Source organism: Pseudomonas sp. Sample_14 (genome assembly GCF_004307515.1).
In the GTDB taxonomy this organism is placed as follows: Bacteria; Pseudomonadota; Gammaproteobacteria; order Pseudomonadales; family Pseudomonadaceae; genus Aquipseudomonas; species Aquipseudomonas atacamensis.
In genome coordinates, this window is record NZ_RCOC01000086.1 from 85,748 (window position 1) to 110,886 (window position 25,139).

Below are 25,139 nucleotides of genomic sequence, written 5' to 3' on the forward strand. Positions count from 1 at the left end.
CACCGAGTGAGCTTGCTTCGCGAGCAGGCTCGCTCCCACAGTTAATCGCATTCTGGCTGAGGGAATGGAGTCAACTGCGGGAGCGAGCCTGCTCGCGAAAGGGCCGGTCCAAGCGATGAAAAAACTACTTAGGCCCGAGAATCTTCACCAGCTTGTCCGGCGAAGGCGCGCCTTGCTGTTGTTGCAGTTCGCCTTTGTCATCCATATAGAAAATCGCCGGGGTGGCTTGCAGTTCGAGGTCTTCCATCAACTGCATGTTCGCCGCGAGTTTGGTTTGCACGGCGACCGGAATGTCTTTCAACGCCTTGAGGGCGCTGCCCTTACCGGCGCTCTCATGATCTTGCAGGGCCTTGGCCGGGTCTTTCGCCGCCAGCAGCGCGGCTGATTTGCCCGGGCTGTCTTCGCGGATGATGCCGACCATGATGTGGCGCAACTGCACTTTGCCGGCCTTGACCCATGGCCGCGCCTGTTCCCAGAACATGTTGCAGTACGGGCAGTTCGGATCGCTGAACAGGTACACCGTGCGCGGTGCATCCTTGTTGCCGTCCTGAATCCAGTTGCTCGCCTCGAACTTGGCCCAGACTTCCTTGGACATCGGCGCGTAGACCAGTTTCTGCAAAGGCTCGCTGCTCAGGTCCTTGCCGTCGGCGTCGTACAGGTTACCCACCACGACATGCTTGCCGTCCGGGGTCAGGTACAGCGCCATGCCGCGATTCTGATATTGCGCGGCGTACCCGCGCAGGCCGTCGGGGGCGTCGAACTGGCCGACGATTTTCGCGCCCTTGGCTTCGATCTTTTTGATCGCCGCAGGCAGTTCTTCAGCAGCCTGTACCGACGGCAAGTGCAGCAGGGCAGTGCCCAGGGTCAGCGTCAGCAGGTGGCGGAGGCGGGGCATGGCAGTTTCCTTGCAGAGTTGGCCGGGGCAACGGCCTGATTCGGGCTTGAAGGCGAAGTGTCGAAGGTTTCCAGGGCGCGGGCGAGGCTGGCGTTCGACAGTTCACCGAGGTGACTGGTCAGCAAGCGACCGTCCGGGCTATAGAACAGCGTAGTCGGTAACGCCATGGAACCCACGGCCTGACCGAGACGGCCGCGGGGGTCGAACAGCACGTTGTTCAGGCTCAGGCCCTGGGTTTCCAGGAACGTCGCCACGCTTTGCATGCTTTCGGCCTGATTGACGAACAGAAATGTCAGGTCAGGGCGCTGTTGCTGGGCATTCTCCAGCACCGGCATTTCTCGCCGGCACGGCGGGCACCAGGTCGCCCACAGGTTGATCACCAGCGGCCCGCCCTGATACTCACTGAGCTTGATGGTTTCGCCAGCGGCGTTGCGCAGGGATATATCCGGCAGCCGCGTACCCTGTTCGTAGATATTCAGCGACAGGCTGGCAAGCAGCCAGAACGCCACGCCACTGACCACGCCGAAACCCAACGGTCGACGCAAAGCGGGCCGGCGCCAGCCGCGATACAACGCCGCCAGCAGCAGCACGATCACTCCGGGCCAAGCGAGGAAACCGCCGTCGCGCAGATCGATGATCTGCCACGGGTCATTGCGATAGTGCGACCAGTACAGCGCGACAAACGCAACGCGCGCCGCGAGCATGCCCAGCAAAAACAGGCTGAACAGCGCCGACTCGGGGTTATCGCCGCCGCGCTTGGCCACCCGCCAGCCGACAAATGTCGCCAGCGCCAGAGCACTGATCAGCAGCAGGTGGTTGAGCGCGATGGCGAAGGTGCCGAGGGTGAACGTCAGCATCAGTTGGCATCTCGGGTGGCGGACCAGCGTTGCAGGAAGGTGTCGGCATCGACCTCGCCGGTGATGCGCTGGCTGCGGCGTTCTTCGCCGTCAGCGCCGATCCAGATGAACGTCGGCGGCCCCGGCACTTTATAGCGACTGAGCAGCTCACGGCTGGCAGCGTTGTCGGCGGTCACATCCAGGCGCAGCAGGCGCACATCGCTCAGGGCCTGCATGACTTTGGCCTCACCGAACACCTTCTTCTCCATGACCTTGCACGACACGCACCAGTCGGCGTAGTAATCGAGCAGTACCCACTGGCCTTGAGCCTTGGCCGCGTCGAGTTCGCGTTGCAGTGCCGCCGGTTCCTTGATTGTGCTGAAGGCATCGTGACCCGTCGGCGCCGCGCTGGCGACAGGGCCGGCGCTGTAGACCTGCAATGGCTGATACGGATCTTCGCTGCCGCCCGCCGCACCGATCACCAACAAGCTGCCCCACAAACCGAGCAACAAGGACAGGGCGCCAAACATCTGCGCGACGCGGCCAAACCCTGCGGATTGTTTCCAGGCGCTGTAAGCGGCGATCAACAGCAGTGCACCACACAGCCCCAACCACAACGACGGGTCCAGTACCGGGCGCAGCATCAACAATGCAGTGGCAAGAAAGAGGAAGCCGAATATGCCCTTGAGCAGATTCATCCACGCCCCGGGTTTTGGCAGGAAGCGGTTGCCCACGGTGACCAGCAGCAACAGCGGCACACCGATGCCGATGCCCAGTGCAAACAGAATCAGACCGCCGTGCAACGCGTTACCGCTCTGCGCGATGTACAGCAGCGCGCCGGCCAGTGGCGCGGTCATGCACGGCCCGACCAACAGACCGGACAATGCGCCCAGCACGCCGGCGCCGATCAGGCTGCCGCCGCTGCGGCTGCGCGACGCATGTTCAAGACGATCACGCAGGGCCACCGGCAGTTGCAGCTCGAAGAAGCCGAACATCGGCAATGCCAGCACCACGAAAATGGCGGCAAACGCACCGAGCAACCAAGGATTCTGCAACCACGCCTGCAGGTTCGCACCGAGCAGCGCAGCAATCACGCCCATCGCCGCATACACCAGTGCCATGCAGATCACGTAGCTGCTGGCCAAGGCAAACCCGCGCCGTGGTGTGGCGCCACTGCCGACGATCATCCCGGCGAGAATCGGCAGCATCGGCAGCGAACACGGGGTAAACGCCAACAGCAGGCCGAGTCCGAAGAACACCAGCAGACTCCAGCCCAGCGCCCGTTGTTGCAGACTGCTGGCCAAAGCCTGATCCGGGGCTTCAGCGCCTGTTGTTGCTGCGGCTTTGCCAGCCAGGTCAATCACCCGGGTTTGCGGTGGATAGCACAGACCGGCATCGGCGCAGCCCTGATAACTGACCTTGATCTGACCGCTGGCCGCTGCCGGGATTTTCACTTCCAGGCCTTGGCGGTACACCGGCTGCTCGCCGAAAAACTCATCGCTGTGGGATTCGCCTTCAGGCAACACCGGCTGCTGATCGGCGGCCAGTCCGTCGAATTTCAAACGTTTCTGATACAGGTAGTAACCGTCGGTGATCTGCCAGAACAGCTGGGTTTCGCCCGAGTCCAGACGCTCGGAGGTGAGTACGAATGCCCTGTCGACGGGTAAAAAGTCCGGCTTGGACTCGAACGGATTGTTTCCGGCCTGAGCCAGACCGGAAACCAGTAGAGCAAACAGAAGAAAAAAATGACGCATGGAGGAGCCTTGTCCCTGTGCAAGTGGGGTGCAGGATGGGCGGCGGCGATTAACCGATAATTAACCCTATCCTACTAGGCTCGCCGGGATTGACCAATCAGCCACGCAGCAGGCCGGGCCAATTACCGTCATCAATGGTTCTGGGGCCGGCAACGAGTCGGTCGGACTGAATGTTGTAAGTGAGGTACTGATTGTTGGTCAGGAAGATATACCAGTAACTGTCTGCAAATGTCCGGTCATTCTGCGCCGCGGTGATTATCCGGTCCTTGTAAGGTTTCAGCGCGCCCAGCTGATATTCGCCGAAACGGTTGTACTTGACGGTCTTGGCCTTGTAGTCGAAAGACAAGTAGTGGCCGTCATCGAGGATGAATCGAAACAGGAAAGGGTGGCCGGTCAGTTGAAACCAGGTGCCGGCGATGATCTTGTCAAAATATGGAAGAATCGGCTTCCATACCGAGTCGGCTACCTTGTAGAAGGCGGCAACTTTATCGCTGTCCTGATCGTATTTGCAGACCATCGGAGTTGTTCCGTCATAGAAGAAAAGCCAGGCAATATCCTCGTCACTTCCGGCGTTCCAGCCGAAGGAAGTGGTAGTCAAGCCAAAGCGCAGATCTTTGGTATACGGGGCGAAGTTGTCCCAGTTGCCTGCCGTGGCGGTTGGATAATTGGACGGGATACTATTGTCGCCAAGATCAAAGCGCGAATAGGTATCGGTGTCCTTGAAGAAAAAATAAATTCGATCAGGGCCGGAACGCCAGTCTATGGCAACAAAGTTATTCAAGTTGGTCATGTTTGAAAGTCCATTTAAGTGCGGGGTTGAAGTTGCCAGTTGAAGCTAGATGAAGTTGCGTTGGCGATAAAGGCTGGAATTGTTTCCGGATGGGTAACGGGATAATAAAGTTTGCATGGCAGGCTCGCGTCGGTTGCTGGGATGCGACAACCTGACCGTATTTTCGTGCAGCTTTGCGAAGTCGCCGTGTGCCGCCATAATTGCCCCTTAATCCTTGCCTGCTTCACTCGCCTTTTTATTTCCGGAGCCCCTATGCACGTACTGGTTTGCGAAGACGATGAGCTGATCGCCAGCGGCATCGTCGCCGGGCTCAAGGCACAGGGCCTGACCGTCGAGCACGTCAACACCGCGTCCAAGGCGCGGGCGATGCTCAAGGTCGCCGAATTCGACGTGATGGTTCTCGATCTCGGGTTGCCCGACGAAGATGGCCTAAAGTTGCTCCAGCAATTGCGGCAGAGCGGCCTGGAAATCCCGGTTCTCATCCTCACTGCCCGTGACTCGGTGACCGATCGTGTCGACGGTCTGCAGGCCGGCGCTGACGACTACCTGCTCAAGCCTTTCGACCTGCGCGAACTGTTCGCTCGCCTGCAAACCCTGTTGCGCCGAGTGGCCGGGCGCAGTGTCAATCTGATCGAGCATGGCGCGCTTACTTACGACCCGAGCAGCCGCGAAACCCGCCTCGCCGGGCAACCGGTGGACCTGTCGCGCCGCGAGCAGTCGCTGTTGCAGGCATTGCTGCACAATCGCGGCCGGGTGCTGTCCACCGAGCAACTGAAGGACAGCGTCTACGGCTTCAACGACGAACTGGAAAGCAACGCACTGAACGTGCATATCCATCATCTGCGCAGCAAGCTTGGCAAAGGCATCGTCGAAACCGTGCGTGGTCTGGGCTATCGCCTCGGGCCTGCCGATGGCGGAGAGCAAGGCAAGTGATGAGTCTGCGCCTGCGCCTGAGTCTGACGCTCGGCGCTGCCTTCGCGCTGATCTGGGCGCTGGCGGCGGCGTGGATGCTAAGCGATCTGCGCAATCAGATGATGTTCTCCCTCGACCAGCGACTGGTCGCTTCGGCGCGCATGGTCGCCGGTTTGCTTGAGCAATTGCCGACGCTGCCGAGCAAGGGCGAGGGCACCCACTTCAGTGCTGAACAGCTGAACATTCCCGGCGGCATGGCCTGTCAGGTCAGCTCATTGCGCGGCGAGATTCTCGCGCGAAGCCACAACAACCCCGAGCAAGCGCTGGAAGCCGAGAAAATGGGCTTCCACGATCAAATGATCGACGGCGCACCGTGGCGCAGTTTCACCCTGGCCCGGGGCGATGTGCGCATCACTACGGCGGATCGGCAGATCGAACGCGAAGCCTTGAACATGTCGATTCTGCTCGCCGCTTCGGTGCCGGTCGGTGTGGCCTTGCTGGGTTGCCTGTGCCTGCTGTGGCTGGGCATCGGTCAGGGTCTTGCACCACTCAATCGTCTGCGCGAGGCGCTGATGCGGCGCAATGCCGATTCCCTTGAGCCATTGCAGTTGCAGGCGTTTCCCAGCGAATTGAAGCCGTTGCTGGAAACCCAGAATCAATTGTTCCAGCGCATCGGCAAGACCATCGAGCGTGAACGTCGCCTGACCGGTGACGCCGCGCATGAACTGCGCAGTCCGCTGACGGCGATCAAGACCCACCTGCAAGTCGCGCGCATGACCGATGGCAGTGCCCGCGATCAGTCGCTGGCCCGCGCCGAGGAGGGCGCCGATCGCTTGCACCGCACCCTTGAACAGTTGCTGTTGCTGGCGCGGGTCGAAGGCAGCCTGTCGTTCGATGACGGCTCGCAATGCAGCGCCGAGCAAGTGGCCCGACTGGCGATTCAGGACGCCACTGGCGGTGAACGGCTGCGGATCAAACTGCACGTGCCGGACGACCTGTCCGCCGCACCGCTGCAAATGCCTGCTGTGCTGGCGATTGCTGCACTGCGTAACCTGCTCGACAACGCCCTGCGCCATACGCCTGAAGATTGCGCGGTCGAGGTCCATCTGGAAAACATCGGCAATCGCGTGCGTTTTGTCGTGCGTGACCATGGCCCGGGCATTGCGCCGGATGATTTGCAGCATCTGACCCAACGCTTCTGGCGCAACGGGCAGAGCACCGGCTGCGGGCTGGGTCTGGCGATTGTCCAGGCGATTGTTCAGCGCTGTGACTGCGCCCTGCATTTCGACAGCCGCCCGGATGGCTTGCGGGTCGAACTGACCATGCCGTTGCAAACCCTCTGATCTCACCTCAGACCCCTGTGGGAGCGAGCCTGCTCACGAATGCGGTAACTCACTCAACATCGACGTTGACTGGTCCGACGCTTTCGCAAGCAGGCTCGCTCCCACAAAAAACCATGTTCTGGCACATCAAATGTAACTTCTCGGCGTTCGCTATCCGCCAGGGTTGGGGCTAAGGTCAACCCAGCTTTGACTCAATGGATTGAGGGAACTGCGCCATGGAAGCACCCGTCTGCGTACGTTCGGCCACCCTGGCCGACACCGGCATCATCAACCGTATAGTCGAGCGCTCGATCCGCATCGGATGTGCACTCGATCACCGCAACCATCCGCTTCTGGTCAACCACTGGCTCAACCGCTCCTCCGCCGATTTCATCAGTAGCCGGCTCGCCGACCCACATTTCTATCTCTGCGTCGCTTTGCTTGATGACAAACCGGTCGGTGTCGGCATGGCCCGGGTCAGTGGCGAAATCCTGCTGTGTTACGTCCAGCCGGAATCCTTCCGCCGAGGCGTCGGCCGGGCGCTGATGCAGAATGTCGAAGGCTGGTTGCGGGTTCGCGGTGTGCGCAATGCTCACCTCAACAGCACCCGCACCGCCGAGGGGTTCTATCGGCACCTGGGTTACCAACAGGCAGCGCCACCCGGTCTTTCCAACGGCTTGCAAACCGTGCCGCTGCGCAAACCTTTGTCCTCACCGGCCGGACAACTCGATCAAGGGTGTAAATCCGAACCGCGCTGAAGCGTTTCCAGAACAGGAAAACCTGCAAGTGCGCCCCGCGACCGGAACGCGCACCTGTCGGTGTGCTGTTCTGGTCACTATCCATAGCGAATTGAGGGGTCGAGAGATGTCAGTCGCCACCAGTCTTATCGAAGCGTCGTCGGCCCGGGTCGCCTCGGCGCCGGCGGAAACGTTGTTCGAATTCAACGAATCACCGTTGTTGGCGCGGCAGAGCCGGCAGGAGTCCAACGCGCGCAGTTACCCTCGGCGTATTCCCTTGGCGCTCAAGCGTGCCAAGGGCTTGTATGTCGAGGATGTTGAAGGACGTACATTCATCGACTGCCTGGCTGGAGCCGGCACGCTGGCGCTGGGGCATAACCACCCGGTGGTGATCGAGGCGATCCAGCAAGTGCTGGCCGATGAGTTGCCGCTGCACACCCTCGACCTGACTACGCCGGTCAAGGATCAATTCGTCCAGGACCTGTTCGGGCTGCTGCCGACAGAGCTGGCGGCGCAAGCGAAGATCCAGTTCTGCGGCCCGACCGGCACCGACGCCGTGGAAGCAGCGCTGAAACTGGTGCGCACCGCAACCGGGCGCAGCACCGTGCTGTCATTTTCCGGCGGTTACCACGGCATGAGTCAGGGGGCGTTGAGCCTGATGGGCAGCCTGGGGCCGAAAAAACCACTGGGTGCCTTGCTCAGCAACGGCGTGCAGTTCATGCCCTTTCCCTACGACTACCGCTGCCCGTTCGGTCTCGGCGGCGCAGCGGGCGTCAACGCCAATCTGAGTTATCTGGAAAGCCTGCTCAACGATCCCGAGGCCGGGGTGCAATTGCCGGCGGCGGTCATTGTCGAGGCGGTGCAGGGCGAGGGCGGCGTGATACCGGCGGACATCGAGTGGTTGCGCGGCTTGCGCCGGATTACCGAGAAGGCCGGTGTGGCGTTGATCGTTGATGAGATCCAGAGCGGTTTCGCCCGTACCGGCAAGATGTTTGCCTTTGAACACGCGGATATCGTTCCGGATGTGGTTGTACTGTCCAAAGCTATCGGTGGCAGCCTGCCGTTGGCGGTGGTGGTGTACCGCGACTGGCTCGACACTTGGCAACCGGGCGCCCATGCCGGCACGTTCCGCGGCAATCAGATGGCCATGGCCGCCGGTTCAGCGGTGATGCGCTATCTGGTGGAGCACAAGGTTTGCGAGCACGCAGCCGCCATGGGTGATCGACTCAGCGAGCATCTGCACATCCTGCAACGCGACTTCCCGCAGCTGGGCGATATTCGTGGGCGTGGCCTGATGCTCGGCGTTGAACTGGTCGACCCGAACGGCGCGCCCGACGCGCTCGGTCATCCGCCAGCGTTTGCGCGTCTGGCGCCGCTGGTCCAGCGTGAATGCCTCAAGCGTGGCCTGATTCTGGAGCTGGGCGGTCGCCATGGCGCAGTGGTGCGCTTCCTGCCGCCGCTGGTGATCACTGCCGCGGAAATCGACCGGGTGGCCGAGATCTTCGGTCGCGCATTGGCCGCTGCCACCACCGCGCTGTAAATTTTTCCGCGCGGCGAACGTTCTTTCTACATACCCGGCTGCATTCTTTGTGCAGCCGCCCTTACAACGATGGAGAACCAGCATGACGTCAGTATTCGACCGCGAGGACATCCTCTTTCAGGTCGTGGTCAACCACGAAGAGCAATATTCGATCTGGCCCGATTACAAAGCTGTGCCGCAAGGCTGGCGCACCGTGGGCAAGAGCGGCCTGAAAAAGGAATGCCTGGCCTATATCGAAGAAGTCTGGACCGACATGCGCCCATTGAGCCTGCGCCAGAAGATGGATGCGCAAGTCGCGGCGCAATAAGCGACCGGGCAAAAGAAACCCGCTGGACCAGTGATGGTCAGCGGGTTTTTTCATGTCTGGAGAGTGACGTTGTGGGTGCGGGCCTCTTCGCGAGCAGGCTCGCTCCCACAATTGAAATGCGATCCCCTGTGGGAGCGAGCCTGCTCGCGAAGAACGATAACGCGGACTTACTAAAACTACGCTCCGCTCAACCCCTTGAGCAACAAATCCACATTCCCCTCCAGCTCCGCCAGCGGATCCGCCGCATCGGTACTCAACACCACCAGGCGGCTGCCGGATCCGGCAATCGCCGCTTTCACCGGCTCCGCGGGCTGGCGATGGTGCAGCACCACCGCCACGTCATTGTCCTTGAGCGTCGCTGTCAGCTTCTTCAACTCCTCTGGGGTCCAATCGGCATCGGGACGCGCATCCTGTCCGGCCAGTTCAAGGTTGAGGCTGCCAATCAGATAGCCGAAGTGATCGCTCAGGCTCATCACGCTCAGGTTGTCCGCTTCGGCCAGACGCGCTTCGGTGTCCGCGCTGAGTTTCAGCAAACGCTGTTTCAACGCCGCCAGGTTGGCTTCGATTGCAGGCTTGGCGCTCGGTGCCAGGCGCACCAGGTCTGCGGCCATCACATCGGCCATGCGCCCCATGTTGTTGCTCGCCAGCCATGGCTGACTGTTCAGGCCATCAACCTGCAGGCCCGGCTGCACGGCGATGCCGGGCAGGGCGCCGTCGACCGGGCGCGCAGCGTCGACTTCGACGATACGGATGTTGCTACGGCGCGCGATCGGGTACAGCGGATCATCGGCCCACAGCGAACGCAGACCGATTACCGCGTCCGCGTCGGTGGCCAGTTTGCTCAGCGCCGGAGCGCCACGGCCGGTGAAATACGCGGTCTGGCGGCTGCCGGGCAGGTTGGCCGGCGCCGCACGTTCAAGTTTGACGTCGGTACCCTTGAGCAATGCTTCGCCCAATCCATAGGTGATCGGTAACGAGGCCAGAACGCGTAACGGTTTCGCAGTTTCAGCCGCCATCAACGGAGTGCAGACCACGCCACACAGGGCCATGGCCAGAGTCAGGTTACGCAATGAAAAAGCCATTTATCCAAGGTTCCCTTTCAGGCTGGGGACGACGCCGCGCGCAATGGCGGCGAGGGCGAAAGCGATGCCGGCGACCAGAATGATCGCAGCGCCGGACGGGATCGGCAGGTCGAACACGATTGGCGCAAGAATCCCGCACAGGGTGCTGACGGTAGCGATCAGCACCGAGCACCAGAAAAACCCTTTCAGTGACTGACTGAGCAAGCGCGCCGCTGCCGCAGGAATCACCAGCAAGGCACCGACCAGAATCGCGCCAATCACCTTCACTGCCGCGACGGTGATCAAGGTCACCAGGATCACGAACAGGTAATCCAGGGTCTTCACCGCTACGCCACGCACCGCCGCCAGTTGCGGATTGAAACTGGCGAGCATGATGCGGTTGTACAGCGGCAGGGCGAGGGCCATGACCAGCGAACCGACGATGGCCAGCACCGCCAGATCATTGCCGTTGACGGTCAATACCGAACCGAACAGCACGTTTTCCAGAATGTGCACGTTGATCTTGCCGGCGAGAATCAGCAGCAGGCTCGCGCCCAGTGCCAGTGACACCGAGAGAAACACGCCGATCAGCGTATCCGGTGCCAGTCCGGTGCGGTTGCGCAGGTAATTGAGCAGGATGCCGAACAGCAAGCAGTAACCGAACAGGCTGCCGTACGGGCCGGTGTAGGGTTCGCCGAGCAGGATGCCGATGGCGACACCGGTCAACGCGGCATGGCCGACTGCTTCGGAAAAGAACGCGAAGCGCTTGACCACCACCAGCGTGCCGAGCCCGCCCAGCACCGGGCCGATCAGCAGGCCGGCGAGCAGGGCGTTGACGACAAAGCCGTAGGCCAGCGCCTCGGGCAGATAACCTGACGATGCCCAACCCTGGACCATCAAACGAAAGGCTTCGTAGCTCATCAGACCGCGCTCCGTGGATGGGTGGAAAACAGCGTCAGCAGACGTTCCGGAGTCAGCGCCTGTTGCGGTGTGGCATCGAACAGCACGCGGCGGTTGAGACCGGTAACCCGATCGGCCAGCCGACCTACCGCTTCCAGGTCATGTTCGATCCACAACACCGTGATGCCCGCCGCGCGCCAGTCAGTCAGCAGGCGTTCGAACACCTGGATCCCGGCCTCATCGAGGGCCGACATCGGCTCGTCGAGCACCAGCAGTTGCGGCGCCGGAATCAAACCCTGCGCGAGCAGCACCCGCTGCCGCTCGCCGCCGGACAGCGCGCCCATGCGCCGCTTGCGCTTGTCCTGCATGCCGACGCGCTCCAGTGCCTCGCCGATGGCGCCGGCGTAGTGTTTGCTCAAACCGAGAAAGGCCGGACGGCGTTGACACATGGCGGCCATGAAATCGTCGACGGTCATCGGCAAGCCGCGATCGAACTCCAGCGCCTGCGGGACGTAACCAATGGTGCCGGGCTCGCCGGGCCAGTGCAGGCTGAGCTGGCCCTGATGCGGCATCTGCCCGAGCAGGGTCTTGATCAGCGAACTCTTGCCACCGCCGTTGGGGCCGACCAGCGCATGCACGCTGCCGGGCTGCACCTGAAAGCTGACCTTGTCGAGAATCGTCGTGCGCCCCAAGGTCAGGCTGATATCCGCAAACTCCAGCGCCGGCCCGTTTTTTCCCTGTGGGAGCGAGCCTGCTCGCGAATGCGATGTGTCATTTAACGAAGATGTTGGCTGATCCGGCGCCTTCGCGAGCAGGCTCGCTCCCACCGGGTTATTGGTGCTGTCAGGGATCAGGGTTTCTTTCGACGTCATGCCCCCGACTCCTGAATCGCCCGAACCACGGTGTTGAGGTTGCCGGTCATTTCCTTTTCGTACTTGTCGGCGGTGTATTCGCCGTAGGAAATGTGCGACAGCGGGTACAGCTTCACCCCGGATTCGCGCTGAATGGTGTCGACGTAGCTGGAGGGGAAATCCATCTCCGAGAAGATCACTTTGACGTCGAGTTCACGCAACTGGTCGATGGTCTTTTTCAGCTGACTCGGGCTTGGCTCGATGCCGTGGGCCGGCTCGACCACGGCCGTCACTTCCAGACCGAATTCGCGCAAAAGATAGTCGTAAGCCGCATGCACTGTGGCCACGCGCAGTTCGGCGTTCGGTGCCTGGGTCAGTTTGGCCAAAGCGTCGGCGCGCATCTGCCGCAGGCGTTTGCCATAGGCGCGCGCGTTTTGCGTGTAGATCTTGGCGTTGTCCGGATCGATCTTGCCCAGCTCGCGGGCGATATTGTTGACTTGGGCGATGGAGGCGCTGATCGACAGGAACGTGTGCGGATTGACCACTTTGCCGGCGCCGCGCGCAGCGACACCGGTGGCCGCCAGCAATGGCACGTTCTCGTTGGCTTCGATGGTTTTGACGTTGGGTGTTTCGCTGGCGGCGATCATCCGGTCGGCGAAGTCGTCATGACCGACGCCGTTGAGCACGATCACGTCCAGTCCGCTGATGCGCTTGATGTCTTCGGCGCGCGGTTCGTAGGCGTGCGGATTGAAGCCCGCAGGAATCAGCGGCACCACTTCGGCCTTGTCGCCGACGATGTTGGCGACGTAGCTGTAATACGGATGCAGAGTGATGCCGATACGCAGGCGTTTGCCTTGCTCGGCGCTGGCCAACGGGCTCAGCAGGCAGGCGCACAGGCCAAGCAGAAACAGGCGTAACAAGGGACGGCGAGGAGATGAAATGGACATGGGCAAGCAGTCTTCTCTCGGATAAAGGCGAGGAATCAATGGCGATGTTCGCGGGTAACCCCGGCATCGAATTGCGCGACGATCTGTTTCCAGCCAGCGGCGGACAGCGCGGCGTCAGACAGATCTTCAGCAGGCGCGGGATCGGCGCTGCGCTTGAGCCAGATGTCCGGCGCCGCGTTGGCGTCAGTGCCGACACGCATCAGAAATGAACCGGCGACATCAGGCGTCGCACTACGGCCGAAATAGGCGCGTTCGGCGAGCATCTGCCATGCGTGACCGCCACGGCTGACCGAACTGGCGTCCTGCGCGAACGGCGCAAAGCCTTCGTCGGCGAGCATTTGTGGCGTCGGCAGGGCTTTTTGCTCTTCGCGCAACAAGCGGATTTCGTCGAGGGTCACGCGCAGGTCGGCATAAATGCCTTGCTCGGCGGCGCTGAGATCGCGGCGGGCGTCGTACTGGTTGCTCGCGACCGGCTCCGGTTCATGGGAAACCCCGCGCCACGCCACCACCGATCCGGCGACCGCGAGGATCAGCAGGCACAACAGCAGCACATTGAGGGTTTCATGACCGGCGCCGGCCGGGCGTACCACTTGCGTCGTCGGGCTACTCATGGGGCTTCGATATCCGCCTGGTCGATTTCCACAACGTGGCCTGGGCCGGCATCGAATAGCACATAGAACTCGCTGCCGGGTTTCTTGAACGTCAGCGTCGAGTCATCACCCAATTTGCCCGGCACCAGAATGGTTTCGTCGTAGCCGATCACGTCGAGGGTCACCCCCGGCGCGCCGCTGCCGTCGGAAAAACCGCCGGTGCATTTGATCTGTTCGGCATCGATGGCTTTGCATTCGCACATCGGGTTGTGCGCCAGGGCGCTGGCGCTGAAACCGGCGCTCAGCAGCAGCGCGGCGCTGGCGAGCAAACGGGTCTGAAGGGGTGAGCGAGTCATGGTTTGGCTCCTTGTTTGTTCAGCCACGCAACCGTAGCGGGGGAGGCTTGGCTCAGGGGAATCGCTGCCTGGTGCATGCTGCCGTCCCAGCCTTCCATGGTGATCCACAGCTCGGCGTCAGGTTTGGTCTTTGCCGGGATCGGCATTTGCGTGCCCATGCGATAAGGCGTACCGAAGAAGATCGTGCCAGCGGCGCGCAGACTGCGCGGCTTGCCGATGCGCAGGTAAGTAGCCTTGACCTGTTCGACGCAGGTATCACAAACGGCGGCAGTGAAATCCTTCATATAGCCGGCCGGACCGCTCAGGTGCGGCGCCTCGTCACGCAGTTCGGCCAGGCGCAGGCTCCACGGGCCAACCTCAACGGTGCCTATTTCACGCTGGCCCAGGCCACTGTCGCCGCGAAACAGCGAAGCATCGGCAAAGTATTTCGGCATGAAGCCCAGCGGGATCAGCAACAGCAGGACATTGATGTGGAAACGCCACTTGTGCCAGAAACGCGACAGGCGCGAGGGCGGTGTGACCGAGATGGCTTTGTTCACAGGCTCGCCTCCGAAGGTTCACGGCGCAGCGCCGGTTGAGCGGTGACGCGGTTTTTCTTGTCCTCGCGTTTCAGCGCATTGGCGGTGGCCAAGGCGGTGCGCTTGGTCCAGATCAGCAGGCCGCTGAGAATCATCATGCTCAGCAACAGACCGAAGAAGAACCAGATCAATTTGATCCAGATGCCGCCGAAGTCGCCGGTGTGCAGCGGGCGCATGGATTCGGTGACGAATTCCAGCGAGGACCGATCGGACAGCAACCGTGAGGAGGCCATTTCGCCGTTGTACGGGTTGAGAGTCGCGGTCTGATACATCAGCGGATACCAGCCACGGCCGCTGACGCTCATGTGCGAGTAGGCATTGCCCGGCAGGTTGACGTAGCTGGCTTCCAGGCCCGGAATCTTCTGCTGGGCGATTTCGATGGCGCGATCCAGGCTGATACGCGGCGGCGGGGTGCCGGCGGCCGAGATCGGCACACTTTCGCGGGACATCGCCGGAATGATCGGTTCGCTGGAAATGGAAATCTGGTTATCGAACAGGATCGCCTTGATCAGGAACCAGATGCCGGTGATGGAAATCACCGCGATGAACCAGATTGACCAGATGCCGCACAGGCGATGAAAGTCGCCCCAGAAAATCCGCGCGCCGTGGCGCACGCGCAGTGTAGGGCGCAGGAAACCTTTCCAGAAGCGCTTGTACACCACCAGCCCGGTAATCAGCGACACCAGCATCGGCACGCCGAGCAGCGACACCAGATACCAGCCCCAGCTGTAGCCATTGGTGAACGGCACCAGCCACCAGCCATGCAGGGCGCGGGTGAACGCCTTGAAATCGAAGGCCGGCGCGGTGCCCTGAATGACCCCGGTGTACGGATTGACGTAGACCGTCAACGAGCGCCCGTCGGGGTAGCTGACTTCGACATCGAGGGCAAAGTGCGACTCGTCCGGACGATTGATGCTCTGCACGAGGGTTTGCGGCTCGGCTTGTTTGATCGCGGCGAGAATCTGGTCGTAGCTAAGTCGCGGCGCATCGTCCGACGGCTGACTGGCGCGCATTTGCGGGTTGGCCAGCCAGACAATCTCCTGGCTGACCACTGCCAGCGTGCCGGTGACACAGACGATCAATACAAAGAACCAGATCGGCAACGCCAGCCAGCTATGCACCAGGAACCACAGTTTGGAACGGGATTTCTTCGACATGATTGCGCGTCTTGATTGCGGTGGAAGGGGCCGGGCTACGGGCTTCGCAGCACGGAACTCCCCGGGAGGCCGTTCGTGGCTTTTGCCTACGCGAACGGCCTGCATTCCTATAAGACGGATGAGCGAAGAAAATCCCGAAAGCGGATATGAAAGTAAATGTTTCGCAATTACATCGGCAGTGCCTTTTTGCCGGTTGATCCCAAGCAAAAAGCCCTCAGCGTTGGCTGAACATCTCCATCGCACGCTGGCGAATCTGCTCTTCGCTCAGATCCTCCTTGTGCGTGGCGAGAAACCACAGATGGCCGAACGGATCTCTCAGCGTGCCGCTGCGATCACCGTAAAACTGGTCTTTGATCTCGGAGACGCTTTGCGCCCCTGCATCCAGCGCCTGTTGAAAGGCTTGGTCGACATCGGTGACATACAGGTGCAAGCCGATCGACACTGCCTGCTGCGGATTGCTCAGCGGCCCCTGATCGCAAGGCGTGCCAAGCATGATCGCGCTGTCGCCAATGCGCAGCTCGGCATGGCCGATGGTGCCGTCGGGCATGGTCAGGCGCATCACTTCGCTGGCGTTGAAGGCTTTCTTGTAGAACTCGATGGCCTCGGCAGCCTGTTGGATGCCGAGATACGGGGTAATGCTGTGATACCCCTCGGGAATGGGTTTGACGCTCATGACGTTCTCCCTGTTTTTGTTTTCAACAGATGTGGTTACACCGGATTTACCCGGAGCAATCACTATAGAACCGTCCTTACTGCACAGATTTTCCGCCGACGAGCAGCAATCATCACTCATCGCGAAAGTGCGGGCCTGGCCCTCGGTCACCGAGCATGTCGCCTTTATTGCGTAACGGACACGCCTCCATGGACAGACAGCCGCAGCCGATGCACCCGGTGAGCTGATCGCGCATCAGCGTAAGTTGCCTGATCCGTTCATCGAGCTCGCGCTGCCATTGTTCAGACAGCATTTTCCAGTCCGCCGCCGACGGCGCGCGATCCTGCGGCAGGATCTTCAGCGCTTCGCCGATTTCCGCCAGCGGTATCCCCAGCCGTTGCGCGACTTTGATCAACGCCACCCGGCGCAGGACGGCGCGCGGATAGCGGCGCTGGTTGCCGGCATTGCGCTCACTCTTGATCAAACCTTTGGCTTCATAAAAATGCAGCGCGGTGACCGCGACGCCACTGCGCGCCGCAACCTCGCCCACGGTGAGAGGCTTGTGCACCCGCTCCTTGCTGATCATGCGGAAAATACTCTTGACCTTGACTTAACTAGAGGTTTTACCCTGCAGCTCTTCGGGTCGCAAGGCTCGCTTCAACATAAGTGGGGGCTTTCCATGAGCAATCGCAGCTTTACCCAATTGATCGAATTCGAAATCGAACCCCGTCAGCAAGCGGCGCTGGTCTCGGCGTTGGCCACGCAGACCGAGGGGCTGGCCCAGCGTTACGACGGGTTTCTCAGCGCCAGCGTGCAGGCCAGCGACGACGGCCGCCGCGTGCTGAGCTTTTTGCAATGGCAGAGCCGCGAAGCGGGGGAGGCGGCGTTTCGCAGTTTCGAAAGCGGCGAGGAGGATTTCTGGCAATTGATCCGCACCCATCGGGCGAAAACCGTGACCTTCAATTCGTTCCAGGTGCACAGCAGCATTGCCCGCAGCCACGACGACGCGCTGCACTGCCGTTTGCCGGTCAGCCAGTATTAGCGCAAAGCTGATAGCCACTATTGAGAGCGTTGATTTCTGCGCGAGCGTGCCCGGGCGTAGCCTTTCTCCATCGACCCCACATTGCTCGCCAGGACGCTCCCATGAACCGTTTACTGACTGTTTCGCTGATGCTCGCTGTTTCCGTACTCGCCGGTTGTGCCGGCCATGTTTCGCCAGAGCTGCGCCCATACACCGCTGAAGAATCCCGCGAACTGGCGCTGGAAGCGCTGAACCGCAGCGGCTTGTCGTTCGACGAATACCACGCGAAAAAAGCCCAATTGCTCGGCCAGCCGCAGAAGACTTTCGGCTTCGACCAACAGGGTGAGATGAGCGCCGAACGTGCCATACAGCTGCACGGTCGTCCAAGCTGAAAGCAAACTGTACTGCTTGAAGTTTTCCCTAACTGTCCGTGGGTTTGCCGGGCCGTGTGGGATAGGGTCAACAGCTGAATGACCCTGGATGGACTGCCTCGATGAACCTCTCGCTTGATCTGCTGTTGGGCTTTGCCCTGTTTGCCCTTGTCACCTCTATCACACCGGGGCCGAACAACACCATGTTGCTGGCGTCCGGAGTGAATTTCGGTTTCAACCGCACCATTCCGCACATGCTCGGCATCAGCTGCGGCTTCTTCCTGTTGGTGGTAGCGGTGGGCTTCGGCCTTGGCGCCGTGTTTCAGGCCTATCCGATTCTGTATACGGTGCTGCGTTATGTCGGCGCGGCGTATTTGTTGTATCTGGCGTGGAAAATCGCCCACTCCGGCCCGGTCGGCGACAGTGCCCACGGCGAGGCGAAACCGATCAGCTATCTGGGCGCCGCGGCGTTCCAATGGGTCAATCCCAAGGCGTGGATCATGGCCATCGGTGCCATCAGCACGTACACGCCGATGCAGGGTTACTTCTATAACGTCGTGATCATCGCGGCGGTGTTCGCCATCATCAATCTGCCCAGTGTCGGCCTGTGGGCGGCGTGCGGCACGCTGTTGCGCAATGTGCTGAAAGATCCGCGCTGGTTGCGCGTGTTCAATTGGGGCATGGCGGCGCTGTTGGTGATCTCGCTGTATCCGTTACTTCTGGAAAGCTTTCACTGACGCATTGCTTCAATCGCCGGCCCGATGCCTGTTAAGCTCGGTTTCAGGAGCGTTCCTACGCACTTTTAAATGAAGCCCTACTTCTTTAACGGCATCCGATCAGGTATTGATGACGCTCTCGAACCCATGCACAGCTCACGAGGCTGTGCATTGTCGTTTGCAGACACGAGCCTCCTGATCCCGGAACACGCTCTGCGAGTCCTTTATGAACACACGTCCGTTGTATTTCGATTACGCCGCCACCACCCCGGTGGACGAGCGGGTCATCCAGGTGATGATCGAATGTCTGGGTTTTCACGGTAACTTTGGTAACCCGGCGTCCAGCTCCCACGCTTTCGGCCAGCAGGCCCGGCAGACGGTCGAGCAGGCGCGCCGGCAAGTTGCCGATCTGGTCGGCGCGCAGCCTGAGCAGATTGTCTGGACCTCCGGGGCCACCGAATCCAACAACCTCGCCCTCAAAGGCGTCGCTCAGGCCCGTGGCATTCCCGGCGGCCATATCATTACCAGTAAGATCGAACACAAGGCCATTCTCGACACCGCGCGGCAATTGCAGGACTCGGGCATTGCCGTGACCTATCTGGTGCCGGACGCCCAAGGCTTGATCACGCCGCAAGCGGTCAGCGAAGCGATGCGTGACGACACCTTTCTGGTCTCGCTGATGCTGGTCAACAACGAGTTGGGCACGGTCAACGATGTCGAGGCGATTGGCGAAGTGGTGGGCAGTCGGCAGGCGTTGTTTCATGTTGATGCGGCGCAAGGCGCGGGCAAAGTCGCGATCGAGCTGAGCCGCTGGCCGGTGGATCTGATGTCGTTTTCCGCACACAAACTCTACGGCCCCAAGGGCATCGGCGCCTTGTATGTCGGCCCGCAGGCGCAGCAACGCTTGCAGGCACAGATCCACGGCGGCGGTCATGAAGGTGGCCTGCGCTCCGGAACCCTGGCGACTCATCAGATTGCCGGGATGGGCGCTGCTTTCGCTTTGGCCGCCGACGCATTCGATGAAGAGAAAAAATCCATCATCGCTTTGCGCGAACGCTTGCTCGAACAGCTTTTGAAGTTGCCCGGCGTGCGCCTTAATGGCAGTGCCTCGCAACGTATTCCGCACACCCTGAGCCTGACCTTCAGCGAGGGCGAGTTCAACAGCGCCGCATTGAGCCATTCGATCGCGTTTTCCGCGACGTCGGCGTGTAATTCCGCAAGTAATGCGCCGTCCCACGTGCTGCTCGCGCTCGGACACGATGCGCGGCTGGCGGGGCGCACCATTCGCTTGAGCCTCGGGCGGTTTACCACCGTCGAGGATGTCGACAAGGCCGTTGACCTGATCACCACCGCCTGTGCCAGTGCCCCGGCATTCTGGGCGGCAGGGCTCTAAACAGCAGATGCTTTCCATGGCCGCGAAGGCTACGAACAATTACGATGACGCGATTAGCAGGAGACATGATGAGTTCCCACACCTTGACCGAAGGATCGGTGCCTCAGCGCCTGGCGCATACCCGTGAACTGATGCGCCGCGAAGGCATCCATGCGCTGCTGGTGCCTTCCGCCGACCCGCATCTTTCGGAATACCTGCCGGGTTACTGGCAGGGCCGGCAATGGCTGTCGGGTTTCCACGGTTCGGTCGGTACGCTGATCGTCACTGCGGATTTCGCCGGCGTGTGGGCCGACAGTCGTTACTGGGAACAGGCGACGAAAGAGCTCAACGGCAGCGGCATCGAACTGGTCAAGCTGCAACCGGGGCAACCGAGCCCGCTGGACTGGCTGGCCGAGCATACCCCCGAGGGCGGCGTGGTTGCGGTGGATGGCGCGGTAATGGCGGTGGCTTCGGCGCGCACGCTGAGCAGCAAACTTGAAGTACGCGGCGCTCGCCTGCGCACCGATACCGACCTGTTGGAGGAAGTCTGGCGTGATCGCCCGAGCCTGCCGAACGCGCCGATCTATCAGCATCTGCCGCCGCAAGCGACCGTCAGCCGTGGCGAGAAACTGGCGAAACTGCGCGAAACCTTGCAAGAGCGCGGTGCTGACTGGCATTTCATCGCCACCCTGGATGACATTGCCTGGCTGTTCAACCTGCGCGGTGGTGACGTCTCGTTCAACCCGGTGTTTGTTTCGTTCGCCTTGATCAATCAGCAGCAAGCCACGCTGTTCGTGGCGCTGAGCAAGGTCGATGCCGATCTGCGCGCCGTGCTCGAGCAGAATGGCGTGACGCTGCGTGACTACAGCGAAGTGGCCGATGCATTACGTGCGGTGCCGAGTGGCGAGAGCCTGCTGGTCGACCCGGCACGAGTGACCACAGGTTTGCTGGATCATCTGGACAGTGGCGTGAAACTGGTCGAGGGCCTCAACCCGACCACGCTGGCCAAATCGCAGAAAAGCGAGGCCGACGCTCAGCACATCCGTAAAGCCATGGAGCAGGATGGCGCGGCGTTGTGCGAATTCTTTGCCTGGCTGGAATCGGCATGGGGGCGCGAGCGCATCACCGAACTGACCATCGACGAGAAACTTACCGCTGCCCGTGAACGTCGCCCCGATTATGTTTCGCTGAGCTTCAACACCATTGCCGCATTCAACGCCAATGGCGCGATGCCGCACTATCACGCTACCGAAGAAGAGCATGCGGTGATCGAGGGTGATGGTCTGTTGCTCATCGACTCCGGTGGCCAATACCTTGGCGGTACCACAGACATCACGCGCATGGTCCCGGTGGGTACGCCGACGCAGGAGCAGAAACAGGACTGCACGCGCGTGTTGAAAGGCGTGATTGCGCTGTCGCGGGCACGATTCCCGAAAGGCATCCTGTCGCCGCTGCTCGACGCCATCGCTCGTGCGCCGATCTGGGCTGACAACGTCGACTACGGTCACGGCACCGGTCATGGCGTTGGCTATTTCCTCAACGTTCACGAAGGTCCGCAAGTGATCGCTTATCAAGCGGCACCGGCACCGCAGACGGCGATGCAGCCGGGGATGATTACCTCGATCGAACCCGGCACTTATCGCCCGGGCCGCTGGGGCGTGCGCATCGAGAACCTGGCGATGAATCGCGAGGCCGGCAGCAGCGAATTCGGCGACTTCCTCAAGTTCGAAACCCTGACGCTGTGCCCGATCGATACTCGCTGCCTGATTGCTGACCTGCTGACTCAGGAAGAAAAGCAGTGGCTCAATGCTTATCACAGTGAAGTACGCGAGCGTCTGAGCCCGTTGCTGGATGGCGCGGCGCTGAGCTGGCTGAACGAGCGCACCGTGGCCATTTGATCGATTTACCCAAGGCGCCGCTCGCGGTGCCTTGGGTCTCGGCTTCAATCCGGGCGCAATGCCTCTTCCAGGAAGTCGAGTCGATCCTGACCGAAGAACAACTGATCGCCAATGAACATGCTTGGGGCACCGAAAACGCCGCGCTTGATGGCGGCTTCGGTGTTTTCCTTGAGTGCGGCTTTTACTGATTCATCATTGGTCAGCGCCATTATCTCTTGGGGGTCGAAGCCGTTTTCAGTCAACACGGCGGCAATGGCTTGCGGATCGTTGAGGTTACGGCCTTCAACCCAAAGCGCCCTGAACAGGCAATCGACGAATTCGGCGAAACGCTGCGGCTGGCGCATCTGCATGCCAGTGACGGCACGCATCAATATCAGCGTGTTGATTGGAAAGTGCGGATTGAATCTGAGCTGTACGCCGTAGCGTTTGGCGAAGCGATCGAGGTCCTGAAACATGTAGCGGCCCTTGGCCGGAATCATTGCCGGCGAAGCGTTGCCGGTGGCTTTGAACACGCCACCCAACAGCATCGGGATGTAGATCAGTTCGCTCTGGGTATCGGCGCAGATTTTCGCTAGCTGGGTGTGCGCCAGATAGGTGGTGGGGCTGCCGAGGTCGAAATAGAATTCCACGGTTTTCGTCATGATCAAATCGCTCTCTTATTGTTGTAATGAGGGGGGGAGGGCTTACCAGCGTTCGTTCCATGGGCGCAGGTCCAGCTCAAAGGTCCAGGCATCCCGTGGCTGACTGTGCAGATACCAATAGTTTTCGGCGATGTGCTCTGGATCGAGAATGCCGTCCTGATCCTTGGTCGCATATTTCTCGGGAAAGCTGTTGCGGATGAAGTCGGTATCGATCGCACCATCAACTACGACGTGGGCGACATGAATGTTCATCGGCCCCAACTCTCTCGCCATGCTTTGCGCCAGTGCGCGGATGCCATGTTTGGCTCCAGCGAAAGCGGCAAATCCAGAAGCACCGCGCAGCCCGGCCGTGGCACCAGTGAATAGAATCGTGCCGCGCTGCCGAGTGACCATGCGCTTGGCCACTTCACGGGCATTGAGAAAACCGGAGAAGCAGGCCATCTCCCAGATCTTGAAATATTTGCGCGCGGTTTCTTCGAGAATGCTGCAGGGCACGTTGGCGCCGATGTTGAAGACAAAGGCCTCGATCGGGCCGACGCGGGTTTCGATGTCTTCGATCAAGGCGATGACGTCATCTTCCTTGCGCGCATCGCAGGCAAAACCATGGGCCTCACCGCCATCAGCGATGATTGCGTCAACCAGAGGCTGCAATTTGTCGGCGCTGCGCCGGGTCACACAGGCTATAAATCCCTCACTGGCAAAGCGCTTGGCAATGTCCCCGCCCGTGGCATCACCGGCCCCGACAACCAACACGACCTTCTTGTTATTCATGGGTGAATCCCTTTGGGTTAACGATCGTTTAGTTAACGAACGTTATGCTAGGATTCGGGCAGCGTCAAGGCGATCTACTTCAGGAGATGACATGCGTTATTCGGCCGGACACAAATCGGAAACCCGCGAACGATTGCTGCAAAGCAGCGCGCTGTCGGCAAAGAAATCGGGGTTTTCCACGGTGGGCGTGGATGGCCTGATGAAAGCCATCGGTTTGAGTGGCGCCGCGTTCTACAGCCACTTTTCATCCAAGGATGCGTTGTTCGCTGCCATCGTCGAGCGAGAGTTGAGTGAAAGTCTTGAGCGCCTTGGTGGCCAGGGCGGTGCAGATCGGCAGCGGCTGGAGCGTTGTCTGAAGCAGTACCTGAGCATGGCCCACGTCGAGCAACCCGAGGCCGGTTGCGCGCTGCCGACATTGGGCGCGGAGATTGCCCGTGCCGATGTACAGGTGCGTGAGCAGGCTGAAAACTGGATCTGCCGTCTTCAGCGGGGCTGGGCCGAGATACTGGAAAGCGAGAGTCTGGCCTGGTCGGTGCTGTCGCAATGCGTGGGCGCATTGGTGGTCGCGCGGATGCTGGCAACACCAGACGTGCAGCGTACGGTGTTGCGCTCGAGTCACGAGGAAATTACACGTCAGCTCGCTTTGCCGCGAGCCGAGTAGTTATTTGCAGATGACGATCATGCTGCGGCTGGTATAACCGGCGGGGTTCAAGCCGAACGGATAATCGCCAGGTTCTTCGACGGTGTCCCCGGATTTGGCGATCACCTTGTAACCCTTGGGGGCGCAGGAGTTGGCGGCGCTGGTGTAGCACTTGTCCCATGAGGATGAAAGTCCGGAACAGTTGATGTGCAGCCCCTTCTTGCCGCGTTTGACCTGGGTTTCCGAGGTCGCTGCGCAACTCGCGATCGCCAGCAGGGCGATCAATAGCAAAATTCGTTTCATTACCATCCTTAATAGCGGCCACGAGTCTGGTGCTCGGGTCTGCCTGTATTCGCTCGCGTTTGCAGCGTTGTGCCGTCCTTTGCAAAAAAATCCATGCCTGGCGATGGGTTACGAAGCTAAACATGGCCTAAATGAGCGCCAATTACCAGACCCCACTTTCTATTACGCTTCAGTCGGCAGCGACAGCAGGCTTTGCTCCGCTGCCCATGGTCATGGTTGCGCCCACTGACGCCAGAATAATGCACAGGATGGCCAGCCATTGTGACAATGAAAGGTATTCCTGGAGAAAAAGCAGACCTGATAGTGCTCCGAAGGCCGGTTCGATACTCATGAGCGTGCCGAAGGTGCGCGCGGGCATACGCGTCAGGGCGACCATCTCCAGGGTATAGGGAAGGGCGGTGGACAGAATGGCGACGCCGATAGCGATCGGAATCAGCGATGGTGTAAGCAGCGCAGCGCCGGCATGAACAATGCCGATCGGCGCCACGAACAGCGCGGCGATCATCACGCCGAGGGCTGCCGTCGTCACCCCGTTGTCGGCGCCGGCCTTTTGCCCGAACAGAATGTACAGCGCCCAGCACACTCCGGCGCCCAGCGCATAACCCGCTCCGACCAGATCAATGCCGGCAGTGGTTGCCCCGGTAGGTATCAATAGAAGCAAGCCGGCCGCAGCAAGCGCAATCCATACAAAATCGATGGCGCGGCGAGAGGCATATATAGCTACAGCCAGAGGGCCGGTGAATTCCAGCGCAACGGCGATGCCCAGCGGCACTGTGCGCAGCGACATATAAAAGAGGAAGTTCATTCCACCCAATGCCATTCCGTAGACGATGACGGTACGAAGAGACTTGGAGGTCAGCTTTGCACGCCATGGGCGCAGTATCAGCAGCATGATCACGCTGGCAAAGATCAAGCGAAGAGTGGTTGTTCCTTGTGCGCCGATAATGGGGAACATGCTTTTGGCCAGAGAAGCGCCCGACTGGATGGACGCCATGGCTATCATGAGCAGGCAAACCGGAAACAATGTGGAAGCAAGGGAGCGAGGTTGATCATTCATTGCGCGGCAGCATCCAAGGCAAAAATACAGTATTGTTGTGGTAGTGGGCAATATACTGCGCATTGGATGAGGGCGCGTCTATATATAGAAAGCGTTTTTGCTGATTTGAAAGAAAAGCGAAATTAACGGTTGACGGCAGATTCCAGAGGTCTATAATTCGCCCC

General features: G+C 60.5%; 29 protein-coding genes. 11 read left to right on the plus strand and 18 right to left on the minus strand.

What is annotated here, in order from left to right; genetic code table 11:
• Nucleotides 1–124 precede the first annotated feature (124 nt).
• The 4 genes from dsbG to D8U61_RS20425 form a co-directional block, all read right to left on the minus strand.
• On the minus strand, nucleotides 125–895 hold the full coding sequence (gene dsbG / locus D8U61_RS20410; protein ID WP_130927537.1) for a thiol:disulfide interchange protein DsbG: 771 nt from the start codon (nucleotides 893–895) through the stop codon (nucleotides 125–127).
• Nucleotides 871–1,752, minus strand: coding sequence for a TlpA disulfide reductase family protein (locus D8U61_RS20415; protein WP_130927538.1), 882 nt, complete (start codon nucleotides 1,750–1,752; stop codon nucleotides 871–873). The genes dsbG and D8U61_RS20415 overlap by 25 nt, the downstream gene beginning before the upstream one ends.
• Complete coding sequence (gene dsbD / locus D8U61_RS20420) at nucleotides 1,752–3,485, minus strand: protein-disulfide reductase DsbD (protein WP_130927539.1); 1,734 nt, start codon at nucleotides 3,483–3,485, stop codon at nucleotides 1,752–1,754. Before dsbD ends, D8U61_RS20415 begins: the two co-directional genes overlap by 1 nt.
• A 97-nt stretch (nucleotides 3,486–3,582) precedes the next feature.
• Nucleotides 3,583–4,275, minus strand: a complete 693-nt coding sequence (locus D8U61_RS20425; protein WP_130927540.1) for a hypothetical protein — start codon at nucleotides 4,273–4,275, stop codon at nucleotides 3,583–3,585.
• A gap of 252 nt (nucleotides 4,276–4,527) precedes the next feature.
• Here D8U61_RS20425 and D8U61_RS20430 point away from each other — a divergent pair, with 252 nt between their 5' ends.
• The 5 genes from D8U61_RS20430 to D8U61_RS20455 all read left to right on the plus strand — a co-directional run bounded on the left by D8U61_RS20430 (nucleotide 4,528) and on the right by D8U61_RS20455 (nucleotide 9,093).
• On the plus strand, nucleotides 4,528–5,208 hold the full coding sequence (locus tag D8U61_RS20430) for a response regulator (protein ID WP_016770812.1): 681 nt from the start codon (nucleotides 4,528–4,530) through the stop codon (nucleotides 5,206–5,208).
• Nucleotides 5,208–6,530 carry an ATP-binding protein gene (locus D8U61_RS20435; protein WP_038860405.1) on the plus strand — a complete coding sequence of 441 codons (1,323 nt, stop codon included), beginning with the start codon at nucleotides 5,208–5,210 and terminating at the stop codon, nucleotides 6,528–6,530. The genes D8U61_RS20430 and D8U61_RS20435 overlap by 1 nt, the downstream gene beginning before the upstream one ends.
• 215 nt (nucleotides 6,531–6,745) lie before the next feature.
• Nucleotides 6,746–7,267 carry a GNAT family N-acetyltransferase gene (locus tag D8U61_RS20445; protein WP_123443498.1) on the plus strand — a complete coding sequence of 174 codons (522 nt, stop codon included), beginning with the start codon at nucleotides 6,746–6,748 and terminating at the stop codon, nucleotides 7,265–7,267.
• Between the two features lie 106 nt (nucleotides 7,268–7,373).
• On the plus strand, nucleotides 7,374–8,786 hold the full coding sequence (locus tag D8U61_RS20450) for an aspartate aminotransferase family protein (protein WP_125926317.1): 1,413 nt from the start codon (nucleotides 7,374–7,376) through the stop codon (nucleotides 8,784–8,786).
• An 82-nt stretch (nucleotides 8,787–8,868) separates the two neighbouring features.
• Nucleotides 8,869–9,093 carry an MbtH family protein gene (locus tag D8U61_RS20455; protein ID WP_016770808.1) on the plus strand — a complete coding sequence of 75 codons (225 nt, stop codon included), beginning with the start codon at nucleotides 8,869–8,871 and terminating at the stop codon, nucleotides 9,091–9,093.
• A gap of 176 nt (nucleotides 9,094–9,269) precedes the next feature.
• Here D8U61_RS20455 and D8U61_RS20460 read toward each other — a convergent pair whose 3' ends face one another.
• The 10 genes from D8U61_RS20460 to soxR form a co-directional block, all read right to left on the minus strand.
• The gene (locus D8U61_RS20460) at nucleotides 9,270–10,175 is read right to left on the minus strand and encodes a zinc ABC transporter substrate-binding protein (protein ID WP_130927541.1); all 906 of its coding nucleotides are present in this window, start codon (nucleotides 10,173–10,175) and stop codon (nucleotides 9,270–9,272) included.
• Entirely contained in the window at nucleotides 10,176–11,075 is a 900-nt protein-coding gene (locus D8U61_RS20465) for a metal ABC transporter permease (RefSeq protein WP_007917717.1), read from the minus strand.
• A complete protein-coding gene (locus D8U61_RS20470) occupies nucleotides 11,075–11,926 on the minus strand; it encodes a metal ABC transporter ATP-binding protein (RefSeq protein ID WP_130927542.1) in 852 nt (283 codons plus the stop codon). The genes D8U61_RS20465 and D8U61_RS20470 overlap by 1 nt, the downstream gene beginning before the upstream one ends.
• Nucleotides 11,923–12,852, minus strand: a complete 930-nt coding sequence (locus tag D8U61_RS20475; protein WP_016770804.1) for a metal ABC transporter substrate-binding protein — start codon at nucleotides 12,850–12,852, stop codon at nucleotides 11,923–11,925. The genes D8U61_RS20470 and D8U61_RS20475 overlap by 4 nt, the downstream gene beginning before the upstream one ends.
• Before the next feature lie 35 nt (nucleotides 12,853–12,887).
• Entirely contained in the window at nucleotides 12,888–13,463 is a 576-nt protein-coding gene (locus D8U61_RS20480) for a DUF6162 family protein (RefSeq protein ID WP_016770803.1), read from the minus strand.
• Nucleotides 13,460–13,798, minus strand: coding sequence for a hypothetical protein (locus D8U61_RS20485; RefSeq protein WP_016770802.1), 339 nt, complete (start codon nucleotides 13,796–13,798; stop codon nucleotides 13,460–13,462). Before D8U61_RS20485 ends, D8U61_RS20480 begins: the two co-directional genes overlap by 4 nt.
• Nucleotides 13,795–14,337: a thiamine pyrophosphate-binding protein gene (locus D8U61_RS20490; RefSeq protein ID WP_125926313.1), complete on the minus strand. Its 543-nt coding sequence runs from the start codon at nucleotides 14,335–14,337 to the stop codon at nucleotides 13,795–13,797. Before D8U61_RS20490 ends, D8U61_RS20485 begins: the two co-directional genes overlap by 4 nt.
• Nucleotides 14,334–15,533 (minus strand): PepSY domain-containing protein, encoded by a 1,200-nt coding sequence (locus D8U61_RS20495; protein WP_016770800.1) that lies wholly within the window; start codon nucleotides 15,531–15,533, stop codon nucleotides 14,334–14,336. The genes D8U61_RS20490 and D8U61_RS20495 overlap by 4 nt, the downstream gene beginning before the upstream one ends.
• A 214-nt stretch (nucleotides 15,534–15,747) precedes the next feature.
• Nucleotides 15,748–16,206, minus strand: a complete 459-nt coding sequence (locus tag D8U61_RS20500; protein WP_130927543.1) for a VOC family protein — start codon at nucleotides 16,204–16,206, stop codon at nucleotides 15,748–15,750.
• Between the two features lie 112 nt (nucleotides 16,207–16,318).
• Nucleotides 16,319–16,771 carry a redox-sensitive transcriptional activator SoxR gene (soxR, locus tag D8U61_RS20505; protein WP_071173076.1) on the minus strand — a complete coding sequence of 151 codons (453 nt, stop codon included), beginning with the start codon at nucleotides 16,769–16,771 and terminating at the stop codon, nucleotides 16,319–16,321.
• Nucleotides 16,772–16,864: 93 nt separating this feature from the next.
• Here soxR and D8U61_RS20510 point away from each other — a divergent pair, with 93 nt between their 5' ends.
• The 5 genes from D8U61_RS20510 (at nucleotide 16,865) to D8U61_RS20530 (ending at nucleotide 21,563) form a co-directional block, all read left to right on the plus strand.
• Nucleotides 16,865–17,227: an antibiotic biosynthesis monooxygenase gene (locus D8U61_RS20510; protein WP_016770724.1), complete on the plus strand. Its 363-nt coding sequence runs from the start codon at nucleotides 16,865–16,867 to the stop codon at nucleotides 17,225–17,227.
• Between the two features lie 101 nt (nucleotides 17,228–17,328).
• Entirely contained in the window at nucleotides 17,329–17,598 is a 270-nt protein-coding gene (locus D8U61_RS20515; RefSeq protein WP_016770723.1) for a hypothetical protein, read from the plus strand.
• A gap of 101 nt (nucleotides 17,599–17,699) precedes the next feature.
• Nucleotides 17,700–18,314 (plus strand): LysE family translocator, encoded by a 615-nt coding sequence (locus D8U61_RS20520; RefSeq protein ID WP_024013660.1) that lies wholly within the window; start codon nucleotides 17,700–17,702, stop codon nucleotides 18,312–18,314.
• 205 nt (nucleotides 18,315–18,519) lie between these two features.
• A complete protein-coding gene (locus D8U61_RS20525; protein WP_130927544.1) occupies nucleotides 18,520–19,686 on the plus strand; it encodes an aminotransferase class V-fold PLP-dependent enzyme in 1,167 nt (388 codons plus the stop codon).
• 68 nt (nucleotides 19,687–19,754) lie between these two features.
• Nucleotides 19,755–21,563: an aminopeptidase P family protein gene (locus tag D8U61_RS20530; RefSeq protein WP_130927545.1), complete on the plus strand. Its 1,809-nt coding sequence runs from the start codon at nucleotides 19,755–19,757 to the stop codon at nucleotides 21,561–21,563.
• 44 nt (nucleotides 21,564–21,607) lie between these two features.
• Here the strand turns inward: D8U61_RS20530 and D8U61_RS20535 are convergent, their stop codons facing one another.
• Together D8U61_RS20535 and D8U61_RS20540 are read right to left on the minus strand one after the other, a co-directional pair.
• The gene (locus D8U61_RS20535) at nucleotides 21,608–22,204 is read right to left on the minus strand and encodes a 2-hydroxychromene-2-carboxylate isomerase (RefSeq protein ID WP_130927546.1); all 597 of its coding nucleotides are present in this window, start codon (nucleotides 22,202–22,204) and stop codon (nucleotides 21,608–21,610) included.
• 42 nt (nucleotides 22,205–22,246) lie between these two features.
• Nucleotides 22,247–22,975, minus strand: coding sequence for an SDR family oxidoreductase (locus tag D8U61_RS20540; RefSeq protein WP_130927547.1), 729 nt, complete (start codon nucleotides 22,973–22,975; stop codon nucleotides 22,247–22,249).
• A 91-nt stretch (nucleotides 22,976–23,066) separates the two neighbouring features.
• On the opposite strand from D8U61_RS20540, the gene D8U61_RS20545 reads away from it, so the two are divergent.
• Nucleotides 23,067–23,636 carry a TetR/AcrR family transcriptional regulator gene (locus D8U61_RS20545; RefSeq protein WP_130927548.1) on the plus strand — a complete coding sequence of 190 codons (570 nt, stop codon included), beginning with the start codon at nucleotides 23,067–23,069 and terminating at the stop codon, nucleotides 23,634–23,636.
• On the opposite strand, the gene D8U61_RS20550 is transcribed toward D8U61_RS20545, so the two are convergent.
• Nucleotides 23,637–23,918, minus strand: coding sequence for a hypothetical protein (locus D8U61_RS20550; RefSeq protein WP_016770791.1), 282 nt, complete (start codon nucleotides 23,916–23,918; stop codon nucleotides 23,637–23,639).
• Nucleotides 23,919–24,087: 169 nt separating this feature from the next.
• Nucleotides 24,088–24,975, minus strand: coding sequence for a threonine/homoserine exporter RhtA (gene rhtA / locus D8U61_RS20555; RefSeq protein WP_024013655.1), 888 nt, complete (start codon nucleotides 24,973–24,975; stop codon nucleotides 24,088–24,090).
• Nucleotides 24,976–25,139 lie beyond the last annotated feature (164 nt).

Coding starts and splice junctions, on each gene's coding strand:
- D8U61_RS20480 (WP_016770803.1), bottom strand. CDS start 13,463: ATGAGTAGCCCGACGACGCAAGTGGTACGCCCGGCCGGCGCCGGTCAT.
- D8U61_RS20465 (WP_007917717.1), bottom strand. CDS start 11,075: ATGAGCTACGAAGCCTTTCGTTTGATGGTCCAGGGTTGGGCATCGTCA.
- D8U61_RS20475 (WP_016770804.1), bottom strand. CDS start 12,852: ATGTCCATTTCATCTCCTCGCCGTCCCTTGTTACGCCTGTTTCTGCTT.
- D8U61_RS20430 (WP_016770812.1), top strand. CDS start 4,528: ATGCACGTACTGGTTTGCGAAGACGATGAGCTGATCGCCAGCGGCATC.
- D8U61_RS20485 (WP_016770802.1), bottom strand. CDS start 13,798: ATGACTCGCTCACCCCTTCAGACCCGTTTGCTCGCCAGCGCCGCGCTG.
- D8U61_RS20500 (WP_130927543.1), bottom strand. CDS start 16,206: ATGAGCGTCAAACCCATTCCCGAGGGGTATCACAGCATTACCCCGTAT.
- D8U61_RS20460 (WP_130927541.1), bottom strand. CDS start 10,175: ATGGCTTTTTCATTGCGTAACCTGACTCTGGCCATGGCCCTGTGTGGC.
- D8U61_RS20540 (WP_130927547.1), bottom strand. CDS start 22,975: ATGAATAACAAGAAGGTCGTGTTGGTTGTCGGGGCCGGTGATGCCACG.
- D8U61_RS20425 (WP_130927540.1), bottom strand. CDS start 4,275: ATGACCAACTTGAATAACTTTGTTGCCATAGACTGGCGTTCCGGCCCT.
- rhtA (WP_024013655.1), bottom strand. CDS start 24,975: ATGAATGATCAACCTCGCTCCCTTGCTTCCACATTGTTTCCGGTTTGC.
- D8U61_RS20495 (WP_016770800.1), bottom strand. CDS start 15,533: ATGTCGAAGAAATCCCGTTCCAAACTGTGGTTCCTGGTGCATAGCTGG.
- D8U61_RS20510 (WP_016770724.1), top strand. CDS start 16,865: ATGAGCAATCGCAGCTTTACCCAATTGATCGAATTCGAAATCGAACCC.
- D8U61_RS20550 (WP_016770791.1), bottom strand. CDS start 23,918: ATGAAACGAATTTTGCTATTGATCGCCCTGCTGGCGATCGCGAGTTGC.
- D8U61_RS20435 (WP_038860405.1), top strand. CDS start 5,208: ATGAGTCTGCGCCTGCGCCTGAGTCTGACGCTCGGCGCTGCCTTCGCG.
- D8U61_RS20470 (WP_130927542.1), bottom strand. CDS start 11,926: ATGACGTCGAAAGAAACCCTGATCCCTGACAGCACCAATAACCCGGTG.
- D8U61_RS20515 (WP_016770723.1), top strand. CDS start 17,329: ATGAACCGTTTACTGACTGTTTCGCTGATGCTCGCTGTTTCCGTACTC.
- D8U61_RS20450 (WP_125926317.1), top strand. CDS start 7,374: ATGTCAGTCGCCACCAGTCTTATCGAAGCGTCGTCGGCCCGGGTCGCC.
- D8U61_RS20445 (WP_123443498.1), top strand. CDS start 6,746: ATGGAAGCACCCGTCTGCGTACGTTCGGCCACCCTGGCCGACACCGGC.
- D8U61_RS20530 (WP_130927545.1), top strand. CDS start 19,755: ATGAGTTCCCACACCTTGACCGAAGGATCGGTGCCTCAGCGCCTGGCG.
- D8U61_RS20455 (WP_016770808.1), top strand. CDS start 8,869: ATGACGTCAGTATTCGACCGCGAGGACATCCTCTTTCAGGTCGTGGTC.
- soxR (WP_071173076.1), bottom strand. CDS start 16,771: ATGATCAGCAAGGAGCGGGTGCACAAGCCTCTCACCGTGGGCGAGGTT.
- dsbG (WP_130927537.1), bottom strand. CDS start 895: ATGCCCCGCCTCCGCCACCTGCTGACGCTGACCCTGGGCACTGCCCTG.
- D8U61_RS20415 (WP_130927538.1), bottom strand. CDS start 1,752: ATGCTGACGTTCACCCTCGGCACCTTCGCCATCGCGCTCAACCACCTG.
- D8U61_RS20535 (WP_130927546.1), bottom strand. CDS start 22,204: ATGACGAAAACCGTGGAATTCTATTTCGACCTCGGCAGCCCCACCACC.
- D8U61_RS20520 (WP_024013660.1), top strand. CDS start 17,700: ATGAACCTCTCGCTTGATCTGCTGTTGGGCTTTGCCCTGTTTGCCCTT.
- D8U61_RS20525 (WP_130927544.1), top strand. CDS start 18,520: ATGAACACACGTCCGTTGTATTTCGATTACGCCGCCACCACCCCGGTG.
- dsbD (WP_130927539.1), bottom strand. CDS start 3,485: ATGCGTCATTTTTTTCTTCTGTTTGCTCTACTGGTTTCCGGTCTGGCT.
- D8U61_RS20545 (WP_130927548.1), top strand. CDS start 23,067: ATGCGTTATTCGGCCGGACACAAATCGGAAACCCGCGAACGATTGCTG.